Here is a 15,048-nt window from a genome sequence, read left to right on the forward strand (position 1 = left end):
AGGCACAACGGTTCCTGACGTGACGTCAGGCCGCCGCGCGCATCGCTCGCAGCGCCCGCAGACCGGCGAACTCCCGTATCCGCAACGCCTTCCCGAGCACGACGAAGGACAGCGCCATCGCCGCTCCGCCCGCCACCAACCCCAGCAGCACCGGCCCCTGGAGCACGTGCGCCGCGCCCCACCCGACCGCGCCGGCCGCGCCCGCCGCCACGACGAGCTTGCCGTAGGTGCGCACCAGGCGCTTCCCGTCGAGGCGGCGCTCCAGCCGGCGCCGCAGTCGGACCGCCGTGACCACCATGCCGAACAGGTACGACACCGCGTAGGCCGCAGCCATGCCGGTGACCGCCCAACGCGGCGGCAGCCACAGGTGACAGGCGGTCGCCAGGACGATGTCGGCGACGGAGATCCACAGCGCCATCCAGAACGGCGTGCGCGTGTCGTCGAAGGCGTAGAAGCCGCGCAGCAGCAAGTACTGGGCGGAGAACGGGATCAGGCCGAGCGCGAAGGCGCGCAGCATCTCGCCCAGCGGGGCCGCCGTGCCCGCCGTGCCGTTGCCGTGGGCGAACATGACCACCGCGATCTCCGGCCCGAAGACCAGGAAGAAGAAGGCCGCCGGCACGATGAGCAGCCCGGTGAGCCGCAGGCCGCGCGAGAGGTCCTCGCGGACGTCGTCCAGGCGGTGCTCGGAGACGGCGCGCGTCATCCGCGGCAGTACGGCCGTGACCAGCGAGACGGTGACGATCGACTGCGGCAGCATCCAGATGTTCTGCGCGAAGAAGTACGCGCTGTTCCCCGCGCCCGCGTTGCGCAGTTGGGCGTCGGCGGCGTTCGCGTAACGCGTCACCACCGCCAGCGCGACCTGGTTGACCAGGACGAAGAGCAGCGTCCAGCGCGCGGCGACCAGGCTGCCCCGCAGTCCGCTGCCGCGCCAGTCGAACCTCGGCCGCCAGCCGAAGCCGCTGCGGACCGACGCGAGGACCAGGCAGGCGGCCTGGACCGCGATCCCGGCCGTGGTGACGGCGCCGAGCAGCAGCACCTCCCACCCGGGGATCCGGCCGGTGCGCGCCGTCGAGCCGAACTGGAGGCAGAAGCCGAACAGCCCGATCAGCACCACGTTGTTGAGCACCGGGGCCCAGCCCATCGCGCCCAACCGCCCTCGGGCGTTGAGCACCTGACCGAACATGAAGAAGCAGCCGTAGAAGAAGATCTGCGGCAGCAGCAGCCGCGCGAAGAGCACCGTCAGCCCGAACGTCGGGGCGGAGCTGGACATGTAGAGCGCGACCAGCTGCGGCGCGAACACGACGGCGGCGACCGTCCCGAGCGCCAGCACGCTGAGCACCATGGTGACCAGCCGCTGCTCGTGCGCCCGTCCCCCGTCGGGGTGTTCGGCGCGGGCGCGCACCAACTGCGGTACCAGAACCGAGTTCAGCGCGCCGCCGACCATCAGCGTGTAGAGGCTGGTGGGCATGGTGTTGGCAGTTTGGTAGGCACCGGCCAGCGAGGCCGTGCCGAGCGCCGCCGCCTGCAGGACCAGCCGGGCCATCCCGCTGCCCCGCGAGGCGAACGTCCCGGCCGCCAGCCAGACGGACGGCCGCACCGAGACCCGCCGGTACCACGGCCCCCGACGCCGCGCGTGCCGCCCGCCCGGCGATCCGCCCCGCGCCCTACCCCGCGACCCACCCTGCGAACTCGCCTGCGTCACATCACCATCACGCATGCGGCACACCCTAGTAGCAGAACGACAACGACCGCGCGCCCTCCGGTACGGGAACCGGAGGGCGCGCGGAACGGTGTCACCGGGCCGCGTCGACGAGCGACTGCCGACCACGACCCGGAGATCAGGACGTCAGGCCTTCGAGGAGGCTCAGACCTGACCGGCCTTCTCCAGCGCGGCGCAGCAGGTGTTGACCAGCAGACGGGTCACCACGTACGGGTCGACGTTGGCGTTCGGACGGCGGTCCTCGATGTAGCCCTTCTTGTCCACCTCGACCTGCCACGGGATGCGCACCGACGCGCCGCGGTCGGAGACGCCGTAGGTGTAGACGTTCCACGGGGCCGTCTCGTGCTTGCCGGTGAGGCGCTGCTCGACACCCGAGCCGTACTGGGTGACGTGCTCCATCACGATGTCCTGGCTGGCGCCGAGCGCCTCGCAGGCGGTGATGATGGCGTCGTAGCCCTCACGCATGGCCTTGGTGGAGAAGTTGGTGTGCGCGCCCGCGCCGTTCCAGTCGCCCTTGGCCGGCTTGGCGTCCAGGGAGACGACGACGCCGTAGTCCTCGGCGACGCGGTGCAGCAGCCAGCGGGCGACCCACATGTGGTCGGAGACCTCGAGCGGGCCGACCGGGCCGATCTGGAACTCCCACTGACCCGGCATGACCTCGGCGTTGATGCCGCAGATGGCCAGACCGGCCTCGATGCAGGCGTCCAGGTGCTTCTCGACGATCTCGCGGCCGACGACCTTGCCCGCGCCGACGCCGCAGTAGTACGGACCCTGCGGGGCCGGGAAGCCGCCCTCGGGGAAGCCCAGCGGGCGGCCGTCCTCGGTCAGGAAGGTGTACTCCTGCTCGATGCCGAAGATCGACTCCTGCGCGGCGAACTGCTCGGCGACGGCCGAGAGACGGGCGCGGTGGTTGGTCTCGTGCGGGGTGCCGTCGGTGTTCCAGACCTCGCACAGGACCAGCACGTTGTCGCCGCCGCGGATCGGGTCCGGGCAGGAGAAGACCGGCTTGAGCACGCGGTCGGAGGCGTGGCCCTCGGCCTGGTTGGTGCTGGAACCGTCGAAGCCCCAGACACCGAGCTCGGCGCCGTCGGCCAGAACCTTGGTCTTCGAGCGCAGCTCGGCGGTCGGCTCGGTGCCGTCGATCCAGATGTACTCGGCCTTGTAACTCACGGGCGCTGACCTCGCAGGTGAACGTGCACGGGTGGGGGGAACGATGCTGTGGCGCTCGGCGTCGCTCCTCTGCGCTGGGGAGTTACGGCCTTGGCTGTTGGATCAGGAGCCTCACAGCACGCAATTTCCCACTCGTTGCCCGTTTGTGAACTGCATGTTAACCAGGCCGGGAGTGGTGCAGTTCACACCCCGAGTGCCGTCGCCGCCGTACCCGCGGCGACGACCTCGCAGGTCACGCGCGCGTGAACACCAGGGACACGTTGTGGCCGCCGAAGCCGTAGGAGTTGGCCAGCCCCGCCTGCCACGCGCCGTGCCGCGGCTCGCCCGCGACCAGGTCGAGCTTGACCTCGGGGTCCGGGTGGTCGAGGTTGCGGATGGCCGGGAGCCGGCCCTCGTGCAGCGCCAGCGCGGTGACCATCGCACCGAGCGCCCCGGACGCGCCCAGCAGGTGACCGGTCATCGACTTGGTCGCCGTCACCACCGGGTGGGTGCCCAGCACGTCCGCGACGACCTGCGCCTCGACCAGGTCCCCGGCCGGGGTCGAGGTGGCGTGGGCGTGCACGATGCCGACGTCCTGCGGCGCGACGCCGGCGTCGGCCAGCGACAGCCGCATCGCCCGCATCTGCCCGTCCGCGTCGGAGGCGGTGATGTGCTCGGCGCTGGAGGTGATCCCGGCGCCCGCGACCCGCGCGTACGCCCGCGCGCCGCGTGCCTTCGCGCGGTCCGCGCGCTCCAGCACCACTAGCACCGCGCCCTCGCCGAGCACGAAACCGTCGCGGTCGGTGTCGAACGGCCGTGAGGCCAGGGCAGGTTCGTCGTTCCGCTTGGACAGCGCGGTCATCTGCGCGAAGCCCGCCATCGGCAGCGCCGCGACGCACGCCTCCGTCCCGCCCGCGACCACGACGTCGGCGCGGCCGAGGCGGATCAGGTCCATGCCCATGGCGATCGCCTCCGCGCCCGAGCTACAGGCGCTCACCGGAGTCCGCGCGCCCCCGCGCGCGCCGAGGTCCATGCTGACCCAGGCGGCCGGGCCGTTGGCCATCAGCATCGGCACCACGTACGGGGAGACCTTGCGCGCCCCGTACTGCTCCAGCACGTCGTCCTGCGCGAGCAGCGATCCGGCGCCGCCGGTCCCGGTCCCGATCACCACGGCCAGCCGCTCGCCGTCGACCTCCGGCCGCCCGGCGTCCGCCCAGGCCTCCCGCGCGGCCACCAGCGCCAGCTGCTCGCAGCGGTCGAGCTTGCGCGCCTCGACGCGCGGCAGCACCTGGGCCGGGTCGACGGCCAGCTGCGCGGCGATCCGCACCGGCAGGTCCTTCGCCCACTCCTGCTCCAGCACGCTCACCCCGGACTCGCCCGCGAGCATCGCGGCCCACGTCGACGCCACGTCCCCGCCGAGCGGTGTGCTGGCGCCCAAGCCGGTGACGACGACCTCGACGTCCGCGCTGTGCTGTCCCATCGACGCACTCCCCTGTTCGTATGAAACTTACGAGAGGGCGGAACCGGTGGAACGCTGCCCTCTGACGTTGATGCCCAGCCTGGCACGGACATCAGCGGAGAAGTGGGCACGGTAGTACGGCGAGTCTGCCTACGAATCTTTGTCGGATTCCGACATGGCGAGTCGGACGGCACGGCGAGTCGGCCTAGACGCCTACCGGGCGACGGGTACGTCCACGCGGGTGGTGCCGGTTCGCTCCGCCAGCGCCTCGCCGCCGGTGGCCTCGGCCAGCCAGGCGTCGAAGCCGGGCACCGACTCCTCCGGCACCCCGACCTCGATCACCACGTCGACGGCGTCGTACGCGACGTCCCGCACGACGTACCCGGCCGACCGCAGGTCGTTCTCCAGCCGTCCGGCGCGGACGTGGTCGGTGGTCACCTCGATCAGCGCGACCGGCCGCCGCTCGACCAGACCGACCTCGTCCAGCGCGGCCGAGACGACTCCGCCGTAGGCGCGGACCAGACCGCCCGCGCCGAGCAGCACACCGCCGAAATACCGGGTGACCACGGCGACCGTGTCGGTCAGCCCGCGTCGGCGCAGCACCTCCAGCATCGGCGCGCCCGCCGTCCCCGCCGGTTCGCCGTCGTCGTTGGAACGCTCCCGGCGCGGGTCGTCGCCGACCACGAAGGCGGTGCAGTTGTGCCGGGCGTCCCAGAACTCCTTGCGGATCCCGGCGATGAACGCCTGAGCGGCGGCCTCGTCCTCGACCCGGGCGAGGTGGCAGACGAAGCGGGACTTCTTCACCTCGAGCTCGTGGACCCCCGGCCCGGCCACGGTCAGGTACGCCATGGTCGGGCCTCCCGGTTCTGCTGCGCGTGCGCTGTCTCGGACATACGTCCTGGTCGCGCCCAGGTTACTCGGCGGGCTACTCGGGCTGCTCCGACTCCTCGGACTGCTCAGAGTCCTCGGGTCGCTCCCAGCTGTAGGCGCGCTCGACCTTGGCCACGTGCAGGGCGTAGGACTTGTACCACCGCTCCCGGCCCAGGTTCCGCGCCACGGTGTGGGAGGCGTTGGCACGCCAGGCCTTGACGTTCTCCTCGGTGTCGAAGTAGGCGACGGTGATGCCGAGGCCGTCCGCGCCACGGCACTCGTCCGAGCCGAGGAAGCCCGGCTGGCTCCTCACCAACTCGGCCATCTCCTTCGCCATCTCGGAGTAGCCGTGGTCACCCTCCTCCCGGACGGAGGTGAAGACCACGCTGTAGTACGGCGGTTGGGGGGTCCGGGCGGGGCGCTTGGCTTCCATCGGGGTCTCCTCCGGCTGCAAGGGCGGGCGTTGTGCTGCCCGCACTGGGTGGTGATGATCATTCTGTCAGGCCGCTGTACGCCGCGACGAGAGTCCGCCCCCGCTAAGGTGATCGCTCGAAGCGTCCGGGGGAGGACAGTCACATGTTCGGGATCATTCGTCCCTGCCGTCATCGGCTCGGCGAGAAGCTGCAACGCAGCTGGATGGCGCATCTGTGCGGGCTCTGCCTCGCGCTGCGGGACGGCCACGGCCAACTGGCCCGGACCGCGACCAACTACGACGGACTGATCGTCTCCGTCCTGGTCGAGGCGCAGCGCCCGTCCACCTCGGACGACCGGCGCACCGCCGGTCCCTGCCCGCTGCGTGGGATGCGTTCCGCGCCGGTCGCGCGCGGCGCGGGCGCCCGGCTGGCCGCCGCCGTCTCCCTGGCGCTGGCGTCGGCGAAGGTCCGCGACCACGTCGACGACCGCGACGGCGCGTTCGCGAGGCGTCCGGTCGCCGCCGCGGCGGGCGGCATGGCGGACCGCTGGCGACGCCAGAGCCTGCGCGGCGGCGCGGAGTTGGGCTTCGACACCGGTGTCCTCTTCGACACGCTGGCGCAGCAGACCGCGCTGGAGCAGTCCGCGGGCCTCGGCTCCTCGGTGCTGCTGGTGACGGCCCCGACCGAGGAGGCCACGGCGCTCGCCCTGGAGCACACCGCCGTCCTTGCGGGCCGCCCCGGCAATGCCGCCGCGCTCCGCGAGGTGGGCCGCTACTTCGGCCGTCTCGCCCATCTGCTCGACGCGGTCGAGGATCTGACGGAGGATCAGGCAGCGGGCGCCTGGAACCCGTTGGCCGCGACCGGCACCTCACTGGACGAGGCCGAGCGCCTGTGCCGCGACGCCGTCCACGGCATCAAGCTGGCCCTGGCCGAGGTCGAGATGGACGACCCCACGCTGGCCCACCGCCTCCTGGTCCACGAGACCGACGCGGCAGTCCGGCGCACCTTCGGCCACGCCCGCGGCAGCTACCCGCCCCCGCAGCCCCCACTGCCTCCCATGGGCCCGAACCCCTTCCGCAACAGCCCGTTCGGGCCGCCGATCCCGCCCGTCCCGCCGGGCCGACGCCGCAACCCGCTGGCCGCGTGCGGGATCTGGGCGCTGCTCTGCTGTACCTGCCAGGCCTGCTGCCGCGAGGACTACGAGAACCCCTGCACCGGCCGCCGCGTGCAAGGCCCGTGCAGCGACGTGGACTGCGGCGACTGCTGCGACGGTCTCGAATGCTGTGAGTGCTGCGAGTGTTGTGAATGCCTGGAGTGCTGCGACTGCGGCGGCTGCTGAACAGGCGCTGGTGCCACCGCTCCTCACGCCTCAGCGAACGAGATGCCGTTCCAGGAAGGCCAGTTCCTCCCGGACGGCCTGCTCGTGGGCGTCCAGGAACGGCGCGTAGTGCCCGCCGGGAACGCTGACGACCTCGCCGCGCGGCGCCCGTTCCACCGCCGCGATCGTCGCTTCCGGCGGCGCGGTCCGGTCCTGGTCGCAGACCACGGCCAGCAGCGGGCAGCGCACCCGCGCCGCCGCGCTTCCGGACCGGTGCAGCGGCATCGCAAGCGCGGAGCGAGCCGCCACCGCCTGCCGCCACTGCGAGTATCGGCCGTCCGGATCGAGCGGATGCGGGACCACCCACCCGTCCGGCGTGCTGAGCAGCGCCACCGTCCCCGGGGCCCCGGCCAGCGGGACGAGCAGCGGCTCGCGTCCGACCAACCCGCCGAGCGCGTCCCGCACACCCCGCCCGAGCAGCCGCAGCATCGCTCCCGGCTTCTGGTACCGCGCCGGCGCCCGGGCCGCGGCCAGTCCGCCGACGTTGGCCGACTGCGCGACCACCGCCGCCACCTCCGGGCACCGGGCGACGACCTCCATCACCAGCCCGCCGGACGCCGAGAACCCCCACAGCCCGACCCGGTCCGGGTCCACGCCCGGCAGCGTGCGCACGTACGCGATCGCCGCCAGCCAGTCGGCCACATGGTCGCGCATCCCCAGGACCAGCCGCGGTGTGCCACCGCTCTCCCCCAGCCGCCGGTAATCGAAGCCGAGCGCGCTGAACCCCGCCTGCTGGAACCGCCGCGCGAACCGGTCGGTCCCCGGCTCCTTCGGCACGGCGAACCCGCCCGCCATCACCACGCACGCCCCGTTGGTCCCGGGGTAGAACCACGCGGCGCACTCCTCGCCGCCGCTGCTGAACCGGACCTTCTCCCGCTGAACGGACTCGAGCATGCCGACCTCCGAGAGCCGTCGATACCGATCGCCGATCGCCTGCTTCAAGTGAACCACCTGGTTCACATTGCGTCCACCGGGTCCCGCTCCTCCCTCACGCCGGTGGGGCGTAGCCGCGCGAGCGGACCAGGTCGTCGACGATCCGGGTGAAGGCCCGGCCGGCGACGCTCTCGTAGACCCCCTCCCGGCGCAGCAGGGCGACGGTCCGCGTCGGCAGCGGCGGGTCGAGCGGGACGGGCGTCAGATGCGGGTGGTCGTGGGTGACGGCGTCGGGCAGCACCGTCGCCAGCGGGGTCCGCCGGACGATCTCGGTGAGCGCCTGGACGGAGTTGGCCTCGACCGCGATCCGAGGCGCGATGCGATGGCCCGCGAGGTAGTCGTCGATATGGCCACGGGTCGCGAAATCCCCGCTGAGGAGCGCCAGTTGCTCATCCTTGAGCGCCTGCACCGGCAGCGGCTCCGACACCGCCCGCGCGCGGGGAGCTCCGGTCACCAGGCTGAGCGACTCGGTGAACAGGGCAGTCGCAGCAATGCCGGGCAGGTGCGGACCGGTGAAGGCGATGCCCAGGTCCAACTCGTCGGCGAGCAGGGCGGCCTCGACCCGGTCCTGCGTCGTCTCGACGAGCGTCAGCTCGACGCCGGGGTGGCGGGCATGGAGCTCGGCGGCGAGCGGACCGACCAGGTAGGCGGTGAACGTCGGGGTGACGCCCAGCCGCAACCGGCCACGGGAGAGATCCTGCACGTCGCGCAGCGCCCGCTCGGCCGCGGCCAGATCGCGCAGCGCACGGCGGGCATGGTCGGCATAGACCGCCCCGGCGTCGGTGAGCCGCACCGTCCGACCGCTGCGGTCCAGCAGCTGCACGCCCAGGGTCCGCTCCAATTGCCGGATCTGCTGGGAGAGCGTGGGCTGGGAGATGTGCAGGTCGTCGGCGGCGCGGGTGAAGTTGCCATGCTCGGCGACGGCGAGCAGATAGCGCAGATGACGCAGTTCCAGGGCGGCCATGCCCCCACTATAGATGTCACCAATGGCTCTTATGCCTAATAGCTCTTGGACGCTATAGCCACAGGTCATGCATGGTGGATCTCAGCAGGCCCCAGCGGCCGGTCCCACCGAAGGGAGTGCCCCATGCAGGACCTCACCGAGGGCGTCGCGCGTTTCCAGCGGGACGTCTTCCCCGCCAAGACGGAGCTCTTCGCCCGTCTGGCCACGCACCACTCGCCGCACACGCTGTTCATCGGCTGCTCCGACGCGCGCGTCGTCCCCGAGCTGATCACCGGCACCGAGCCGGGCGACCTCTTCGTCGTCCGCACCGCCGGAAACCTGGTCCCCGCCTACAACCCCGGCGGCGACGGGGTGACCGCGAGCATCGAGTACGCCGTCACCGCGCTGGGCGTGGAGAACATCGTTGTCTGCGGCCACTCGGCCTGCGGCGCGATGACCGCGCTCGCCCACGGCGACGACCTCAGCGGCGCTCCGGCGGTCGCCGCCTGGCTGCGGCACGCGGACTCGTCCCAGGCCCGCACCCCGGCCACCGGCGACGTCCCCGCCCTGGTCCGCCAGAACGTGCTGGCCCAGCTGGCGAACCTGGCCACCCACCCCTCCGTCGCCCGCGCCCTGGCGGCGCGTCAGATCTCGCTGCACGGCTGGGTCTTCGACATCGCCACCGGCACCGTCGAGGACCTGACCGCCGTCACCGCAGAGCTCGCGGCCTGACCCGCGACAGACCGTCCACCTGAACCCTCACCTCGAAGCAAAGGACCTACCGACCATGCTGCACGCCCAGCTCGACCCGACCGCCCGCCAGACCCTCGCCGTCGCCGCCGTCGACGCCAAGACCCGCAAGGACCTCTCCTGGCAGCAGATCGCCGACGTCTCCGGCCTGTCGGTGGCCTTCACCACCGCCGCCGTCCTCGGCCAGCACGCCCTGCCGGAGGCCGCAGCCAAGGCGGTCGCCGAGCTCCTCGGCCTCGACGAGGACGCCGCAATGCTGCTGCAGACCGTCCCGACCCGAGGCTCGATCACCGACCGCGTCCCCACCGACCCGACGATCTACCGCTTCTACGAGATGCTCCAGGTCTACGGCACCACCCTCAAGGCCCTGGTCCACGAGCAGTTCGGCGACGGCATCATCTCCGCGATCAACTTCAAGCTCGACGTGAAGAAGGTCGCCGACCCCGAGGGCGGCGAGCGCGCCGTCATCACTCTGGACGGCAAGTACCTGCCGACCAAGCCCTTCTGACGCCCGTCCTCTAGGCCCTTTCCCTCACCTCCCGGAGATCCCCGTGGACTTCGTCCAGCGCACCATCGACCTCGCCCGACAGAACGTCGCCGAGGGCGGCCGACCCTTCGCGACCGTCATCGTCAAGGACGGCGAGATCCTCGCCGAAAGCCCCAACCGGGTCGCCCAGACGAACGACCCCACCGCCCACGCCGAGATCCTCGCCATCCGCGAGGCCTGCACCAAGCTCGGCACCGAGCACCTGACCGGCGCCACCATCTACGTCCTCGCCCACCCCTGCCCGATGTGCCTGGGCTCGCTCTACTACTGCTCACCCGACGAGGTCGTCTTCCTCACCAGCCGCGAGGCCTACGAGCCCCACTACGTGGACGACCGCAAGTACTTCGAACTCGCCACCTTCTACGACGAGTTCGCCAAGCCCTACCAGGACCGCCGACTGCCCATGCGCCACGAGCCGAGCGAGGCCGCCGTCGACGTCTACCGCGCCTGGCAGGCCCGCAACGGCGGCGAACGCCGCGTCGCCGGAGCCCCGACCGCCTGAGGTCCGACGGGATCTCCTAGCGTCCTCCCTCCGTCCTCCTTACGTGGCATGATGCGGGAAGACGCGGCTCACACGGGTCGATCACACAGGCGCAGCGGGAACGAGGGGAGGGCGACGTGCAGCGCGCAACCGTTCTGCTCACCCTCCTCGCCCTGCTCGGCAGGGTGCTGGACGCCCTGCTCCCGCACCCTGCCGCCCTGGGCTTCGCCACCGTCGCCGCAGCGACGCTCGCCTTGATGGTCTGTCTGGTCGCGGGCAGCATCCCGCTGCTGCGCCTGCTCGGACCGACGGCATCCGCCGGTCCGGGGCCTGCCACCCGACGCGAGTACGCGTGGCTGACCGCCTTCATGCCCCAGCGCGACCCCGACGGCCGCGGCCGCAGCCGCCCACGAGCACCGTCCGCCGCCTCCAGGGCGGCCGGTTCAGCATCCCGGGCCTGACGGCCCGTTCACTCTCCTGCCTGCGCGGCCGCCCTTCCGTGCCGATACGTGTCACACGCCGCGCCGCGCTGGGCCGAGACTGCCGTGCCCACGCCCGCGTGCCCAAAGCCGGAGGGCCCGCTCGTCATGTCAGTTTCCCTGTCCCCGTTCACCGTCCTCGACCCCGCGGTCGGCCTCGCCAGGGACGCCGTCGCACAGTTGTCGCACCTGATGCCGGTCGCGCTCGGCATCGTGGTGTTCACCCTCGCCGTACGCCTGCTGCTCCACCCGCTCGCCCGAGCCGCCGCGCGCGGCGAAAAGACGCGCAACCACCTCGCTCCCCGCGTCACCGCACTGCGCGAGCGGCACCGCAAGGACCCCGACCGCATGCAGCGCGAACTCACCACCCTGTACCGGGAGGAGGGCGTCTCGCCGCTCTCAGGCTGCCTGCCCTTGCTGCTACAGGTGCCGTTCACGTCCGTCATGTACCGCCTCTTCACCAGCACCAGCGACCCGGCCTCCCAGGCTCTGCTCGGGCACACCTTGCTCGGCGTCCCCCTCAGCGCCCACCTGACCGCCCTCGCCGGGGCAGCCCACCTCGCCGTCTTCTGCGCCGTGCTCGCCGGCCTGCTCGCGCTCGGCTACCTCACCTACCGACGCACCCGCCGAATCTCCCTGAAGTCCAGCCCGCTGGCCTACCTGTCCTTCGGCACGGCGGTGTTCGCCGCCTTCCTCCCGCTCGCAGCCGGCCTCTACCTGCTCACCACCACCGCCTGGACCCTCGGCGAGAAGGCCCTGCTGACCTGACGATGACGGTGGTTCACCAAGTCGCCAGGTGCCGGGCGAAGAACTGACGCACCGCGCGGCGGACCTCCGGGACGGACACGGCCGGGTCGACAGCTCCCACCAGCGCGTCGCGCTGCGCAGCGGTCATCAGCCCGGCGATCTGGAGCTGCGGGATCACGGCCGCGCAGTCCGTGAAGACCCAGTGGTTGGCGTCGGCGATCCGAGCGCTTCGGACCCAGCGCCCCGAGTTCCTGGCGACCTCCGCCCACGACCGGTCCAACTCCTGCTCCCGGTCGAACCCCGAGCTGCCGAGGAGGAACAGCGGCCGGTCCACCCCGCTCGCAGCAACGGGGAACGCCTCGGGCGTCCCGCCGGGAAGCGCGGGCGGGTAGTCCAGGTAACCCTCCAGGTTGATCCCGGCGCGCACCTCCCGGTTCTCGAACAGCACCTCGGTGACGGCGCTCCCGCCTGCCGAGTGCCCGTACACGCCGACACGGCGCAGGTCGAGCGAGTCGGCAAGGCCTTCCGGCAGCGGCAGTTCGGAGGCGCGTCCAAGTTGGGCCAGGACGAAGTGCAGGTCGGCGATCCGCGCGTCGATCATGGTGCGGAAGAGCGACGGCTGGTCCCGCGGGTCGCCCCGCAGGACCGTCGTCCGCACCCGCCCGGACCGGAACGCGGTGACGCCGGGGAACTCGACCACGGCAGCGTCCCCGGGGTGGTCCACCGTCACGACGACCGCCCCGTGACTGGCCAACTCCTCGGCCAGGCAGGTACCCAGACCACGCGGGTCACCGCCGCCGGGGCTGTACACCAGCACCGGCCACCGGCCGGGCAGAGCCGGGGCGCCGAGATCGGAATGCGACAGGGTGGAACCCCAGTCCACCCCGGCTGCGGGAAGCTGCAACGGACTGAACTGCATGACCCGGCCGAACAGGCTCGCGGCCAGCTTCGGCAACTGCGGCGCGGGCACGGACCCGGCGACGTCACGCGCCGGATAGAAGACCGTCAGCATCAACTCCCGCACCGGATAGTCAGCCTCCCAGGGATCAGGACGCGAGGGGTCGACCAGGTAGACGGGCTGCTGTCCGACCCGATGGCGGCCCGTCGGCGCAGGCAGGTCGAGCACGAGGTCCGCCGCCGTCGGCCCGTCCGCCGCAACGGGGGTCGCGCCCGTCCCCAGTCCTGCGAATGCGGCGGCCAATCCCAGCACCGCACTCCTGGTGACGGTGCGTCGGCTGACGGGAAACGTACCGAGGTAGTGGTCTGTCATGGACTGCATCCTGCGCCGGCCTCGTCTGCACAGGCGATCATTTAGGTTGGAGCCTCAAGCATGGCGCCCTCGTCCCACTCGGGGCAGAGCCGTTCGAGGGCAGAGTCGTTCGATGGTAGAGCCGTTCGGGGGCAGAGCCGTTCGGGGGCAGCATGATCCGCATCAACTTCACGCCCGACGACTTCACCCGGGTCACTCTCGCGCCCCGGCCCGCCCCGCTTCAGGAACTCAACACCGCGCTGATGACCCTGTGCGGCCGGGACGGCACGCTGCTCCACGGCGCCTGGCGACGCAAGGCGTTCCACGCGCTGCCCGCCGCGGCCGCTCCACTCGCCGACCTCGTCCCGGCCGGAACGGCACCGAGCTTCCTCGACGCACCGGCGGACTCCCTTCAGGAGGCCCTGGACGACATCTGCGCGACTCCGCGTCAGGTCGTCAGCTCCGAACTGGAGCGTGTCTACGTCACTGCCCGGAAACCCGCGCCGAGCTGGGTACGCGCCCTGCACGGCGGTGATACCGACGCCGTGCAGGTGCTCGGGCGCGCATTCGGGGCCGCGTACGAGTCACTCCTCGCACCCGTCTGGCCAGAGGTACAGGACCGGCACCACATGGAGTTCGTCCGGCTGGCCGTTCAGCTGGCCCAGAGCGGTGTCGGCACGGTTCTCGCCCAGCTCCTGCCGGGTGCCCGCCTCGACAGCTTCGTCTGGGAACTACCGGGGAAGCCCCGGGAGATCCACCTCGCCGGGCGGGGTGTCGTCCTCCTGCCCAGCTTCCACTGGTACGGCGACCCGCTGCTGATCGACCTCCCGGACCGTCCGGTCACGGTCACCTACGCGGCCGGCTCGGGCCTGCTCCCGCAGACCGACGGCGGCACAGGTGCCGAAGCACTGGCCAAGGTGATCGGCCCCACCCGCACCGAACTGCTGCACCTGCTGGCCGAGGGCCACAGCACGACGGAGCTCGCGCGACGACTCGGCGTCAGCGCCGCCTCGGTCTCCGCCCATACGGCTGCCCTGCGCGGAGCCGGGCTGATCTCGACCTCCCGCGCGGGCAAGGCGGTCCTGCATCGCCGGACGGCCCTCGGCGACCTGCTACTCGTCCCCCGCTGAGATCTGCTCCTCGCGTTCCAGCGCGCGGAGCAGCGACTCGAACCCGGCTTCGACGCCGGCGCGGTCGCCGCTGATCAGGCGCTCCAGCAGGAAGCCGCGCAGACAAGCCAGGATCATCTCGGCCACCCCACGCTTGCGGTCCTCGCTCCACTCAGGCGGACAGAGCGACGTCAGGATCGGCAGGTACTGCGCCGACGCGTGGCGGCCCAACTCCCGGTGGCGGTCGGGGTCGTACATCGCCAGCCCCATCGCCTGGTCCAACACCCGTGCCAGGCCCGGCTCCTCACCCATCAGCATCGGCCAGACCACGCGCACCCGCTCCGCCAACGTCGACGGTCCGCGCTCCTCGCTCAGGGACGCGATCGCATGGTCGATCCGACGCTGCCGGAGCCGCGCGACGGCCTGGCGGAGCAGGTCGTCGGCCCCGTCGAAGTGATAGAGCAGCACCTTGTGCGTGGTCCCGGCGGCGCGGGCGGCGCGGCGGAGCGAGAAGTCGACCAGCCCGTTGACGGCCAGGTCGTCGGTCACCCGCTCCAGCAACTCCTGCCGCCGGGCCTCTCCCCGCGGAGAGCCGGTCGAACGCCGATAGCCCGAATTGGATTCCACCTGCGGAGCGTAACCCATAACGCAGTGAAGCCCCCTGACACGAGGTCAGGGGGCTTCACTGGAAAGATTGTTCGGCGGCGTCCTACTCTCCCACAGGGTCCCCCCTGCAGTACCATCGGCGCTGTGAGGCTTAGCTTCCGGGTTCGGAATGTAACCGGGCGTTTCCCTCACGCTATGACCACCGAAACACGATG

16 protein-coding genes and 1 rRNA gene are annotated in these 15,048 nt (G+C 71.8%); 7 read left to right on the top strand and 10 right to left on the bottom strand.

Annotation, left to right across the window (positions count from 1 at the left end):
* Positions 1–25: 25 nt before the first annotated feature.
* The 5 genes from murJ to I2501_RS15735 all read right to left on the bottom strand — a co-directional run bounded on the left by murJ (position 26) and on the right by I2501_RS15735 (position 5,631).
* Complete coding sequence (gene murJ / locus I2501_RS15715) at positions 26–1,543, bottom strand: murein biosynthesis integral membrane protein MurJ (protein ID WP_236046503.1); 1,518 nt, start codon at positions 1,541–1,543, stop codon at positions 26–28.
* 321 nt (positions 1,544–1,864) lie between these two features.
* Positions 1,865–2,890 carry a glutamine synthetase gene (gene glnII, locus I2501_RS15720; RefSeq protein ID WP_196194598.1) on the bottom strand — a complete coding sequence of 342 codons (1,026 nt, stop codon included), beginning with the start codon at positions 2,888–2,890 and terminating at the stop codon, positions 1,865–1,867.
* Positions 2,891–3,122: 232 nt separating this feature from the next.
* A complete protein-coding gene (locus I2501_RS15725; protein ID WP_196194599.1) occupies positions 3,123–4,349 on the bottom strand; it encodes a beta-ketoacyl-[acyl-carrier-protein] synthase family protein in 1,227 nt (408 codons plus the stop codon).
* Positions 4,350–4,541: 192 nt separating this feature from the next.
* Positions 4,542–5,177 (bottom strand): YigZ family protein, encoded by a 636-nt coding sequence (locus tag I2501_RS15730; protein ID WP_196194600.1) that lies wholly within the window; start codon positions 5,175–5,177, stop codon positions 4,542–4,544.
* Positions 5,178–5,253: 76 nt separating this feature from the next.
* Positions 5,254–5,631, bottom strand: a complete 378-nt coding sequence (locus I2501_RS15735; RefSeq protein ID WP_196194601.1) for an antibiotic biosynthesis monooxygenase family protein — start codon at positions 5,629–5,631, stop codon at positions 5,254–5,256.
* A 143-nt stretch (positions 5,632–5,774) separates the two neighbouring features.
* On the opposite strand from I2501_RS15735, the gene I2501_RS15740 reads away from it, so the two are divergent.
* A complete protein-coding gene (locus I2501_RS15740; protein ID WP_196194602.1) occupies positions 5,775–6,950 on the top strand; it encodes a DUF5685 family protein in 1,176 nt (391 codons plus the stop codon).
* Positions 6,951–6,980: 30 nt separating this feature from the next.
* Here the strand turns inward: I2501_RS15740 and I2501_RS15745 are convergent, their stop codons facing one another.
* Positions 6,981–7,883: an alpha/beta hydrolase gene (locus I2501_RS15745; protein WP_196194603.1), complete on the bottom strand. Its 903-nt coding sequence runs from the start codon at positions 7,881–7,883 to the stop codon at positions 6,981–6,983.
* A 94-nt stretch (positions 7,884–7,977) separates the two neighbouring features.
* Positions 7,978–8,886: a transcriptional regulator CynR gene (gene cynR, locus I2501_RS15750; protein ID WP_196194604.1), complete on the bottom strand. Its 909-nt coding sequence runs from the start codon at positions 8,884–8,886 to the stop codon at positions 7,978–7,980.
* A 123-nt stretch (positions 8,887–9,009) separates the two neighbouring features.
* Here cynR and I2501_RS15755 point away from each other — a divergent pair, with 123 nt between their 5' ends.
* The 5 genes from I2501_RS15755 (at position 9,010) to I2501_RS15775 (ending at position 11,890) form a co-directional block, all read left to right on the top strand.
* Positions 9,010–9,597, top strand: coding sequence for a carbonic anhydrase (locus I2501_RS15755; protein ID WP_196194605.1), 588 nt, complete (start codon positions 9,010–9,012; stop codon positions 9,595–9,597).
* 55 nt (positions 9,598–9,652) lie between these two features.
* Positions 9,653–10,123, top strand: a complete 471-nt coding sequence (gene cynS, locus I2501_RS15760) for a cyanase (protein ID WP_196194606.1) — start codon at positions 9,653–9,655, stop codon at positions 10,121–10,123.
* Positions 10,124–10,166: 43 nt separating this feature from the next.
* Positions 10,167–10,664 (top strand): nucleoside deaminase, encoded by a 498-nt coding sequence (locus I2501_RS15765; protein WP_196194607.1) that lies wholly within the window; start codon positions 10,167–10,169, stop codon positions 10,662–10,664.
* A gap of 116 nt (positions 10,665–10,780) precedes the next feature.
* Complete coding sequence (locus I2501_RS15770) at positions 10,781–11,104, top strand: DUF6412 domain-containing protein (RefSeq protein ID WP_196194608.1); 324 nt, start codon at positions 10,781–10,783, stop codon at positions 11,102–11,104.
* A gap of 126 nt (positions 11,105–11,230) precedes the next feature.
* On the top strand, positions 11,231–11,890 hold the full coding sequence (locus tag I2501_RS15775; RefSeq protein WP_196194609.1) for a YidC/Oxa1 family membrane protein insertase: 660 nt from the start codon (positions 11,231–11,233) through the stop codon (positions 11,888–11,890).
* A gap of 13 nt (positions 11,891–11,903) precedes the next feature.
* Here the strand turns inward: I2501_RS15775 and I2501_RS15780 are convergent, their stop codons facing one another.
* Positions 11,904–13,139, bottom strand: coding sequence for an alpha/beta hydrolase (locus I2501_RS15780; protein WP_196194610.1), 1,236 nt, complete (start codon positions 13,137–13,139; stop codon positions 11,904–11,906).
* A gap of 152 nt (positions 13,140–13,291) precedes the next feature.
* Between I2501_RS15780 and I2501_RS15785 the strand changes: the two genes are divergently transcribed.
* Entirely contained in the window at positions 13,292–14,248 is a 957-nt protein-coding gene (locus tag I2501_RS15785) for an ArsR/SmtB family transcription factor (protein ID WP_196194611.1), read from the top strand.
* Here I2501_RS15785 and I2501_RS15790 read toward each other — a convergent pair.
* Together I2501_RS15790 and rrf are read right to left on the bottom strand one after the other, a co-directional pair.
* The gene (locus I2501_RS15790) at positions 14,231–14,854 is read right to left on the bottom strand and encodes a TetR/AcrR family transcriptional regulator (protein WP_236046355.1); all 624 of its coding nucleotides are present in this window, start codon (positions 14,852–14,854) and stop codon (positions 14,231–14,233) included. The genes I2501_RS15785 and I2501_RS15790 overlap by 18 nt on opposite strands.
* Positions 14,855–14,923: 69 nt before the next feature.
* Positions 14,924–15,040 (bottom strand): 5S ribosomal RNA (gene rrf / locus I2501_RS15795).
* Between the last annotated feature and the right edge of the window lie 8 nt (positions 15,041–15,048).

It is taken from the genome of Streptacidiphilus fuscans (assembly GCF_015690355.1).
GTDB lineage: Bacteria > Actinomycetota > Actinomycetes > Streptomycetales > Streptomycetaceae > Streptacidiphilus > Streptacidiphilus fuscans.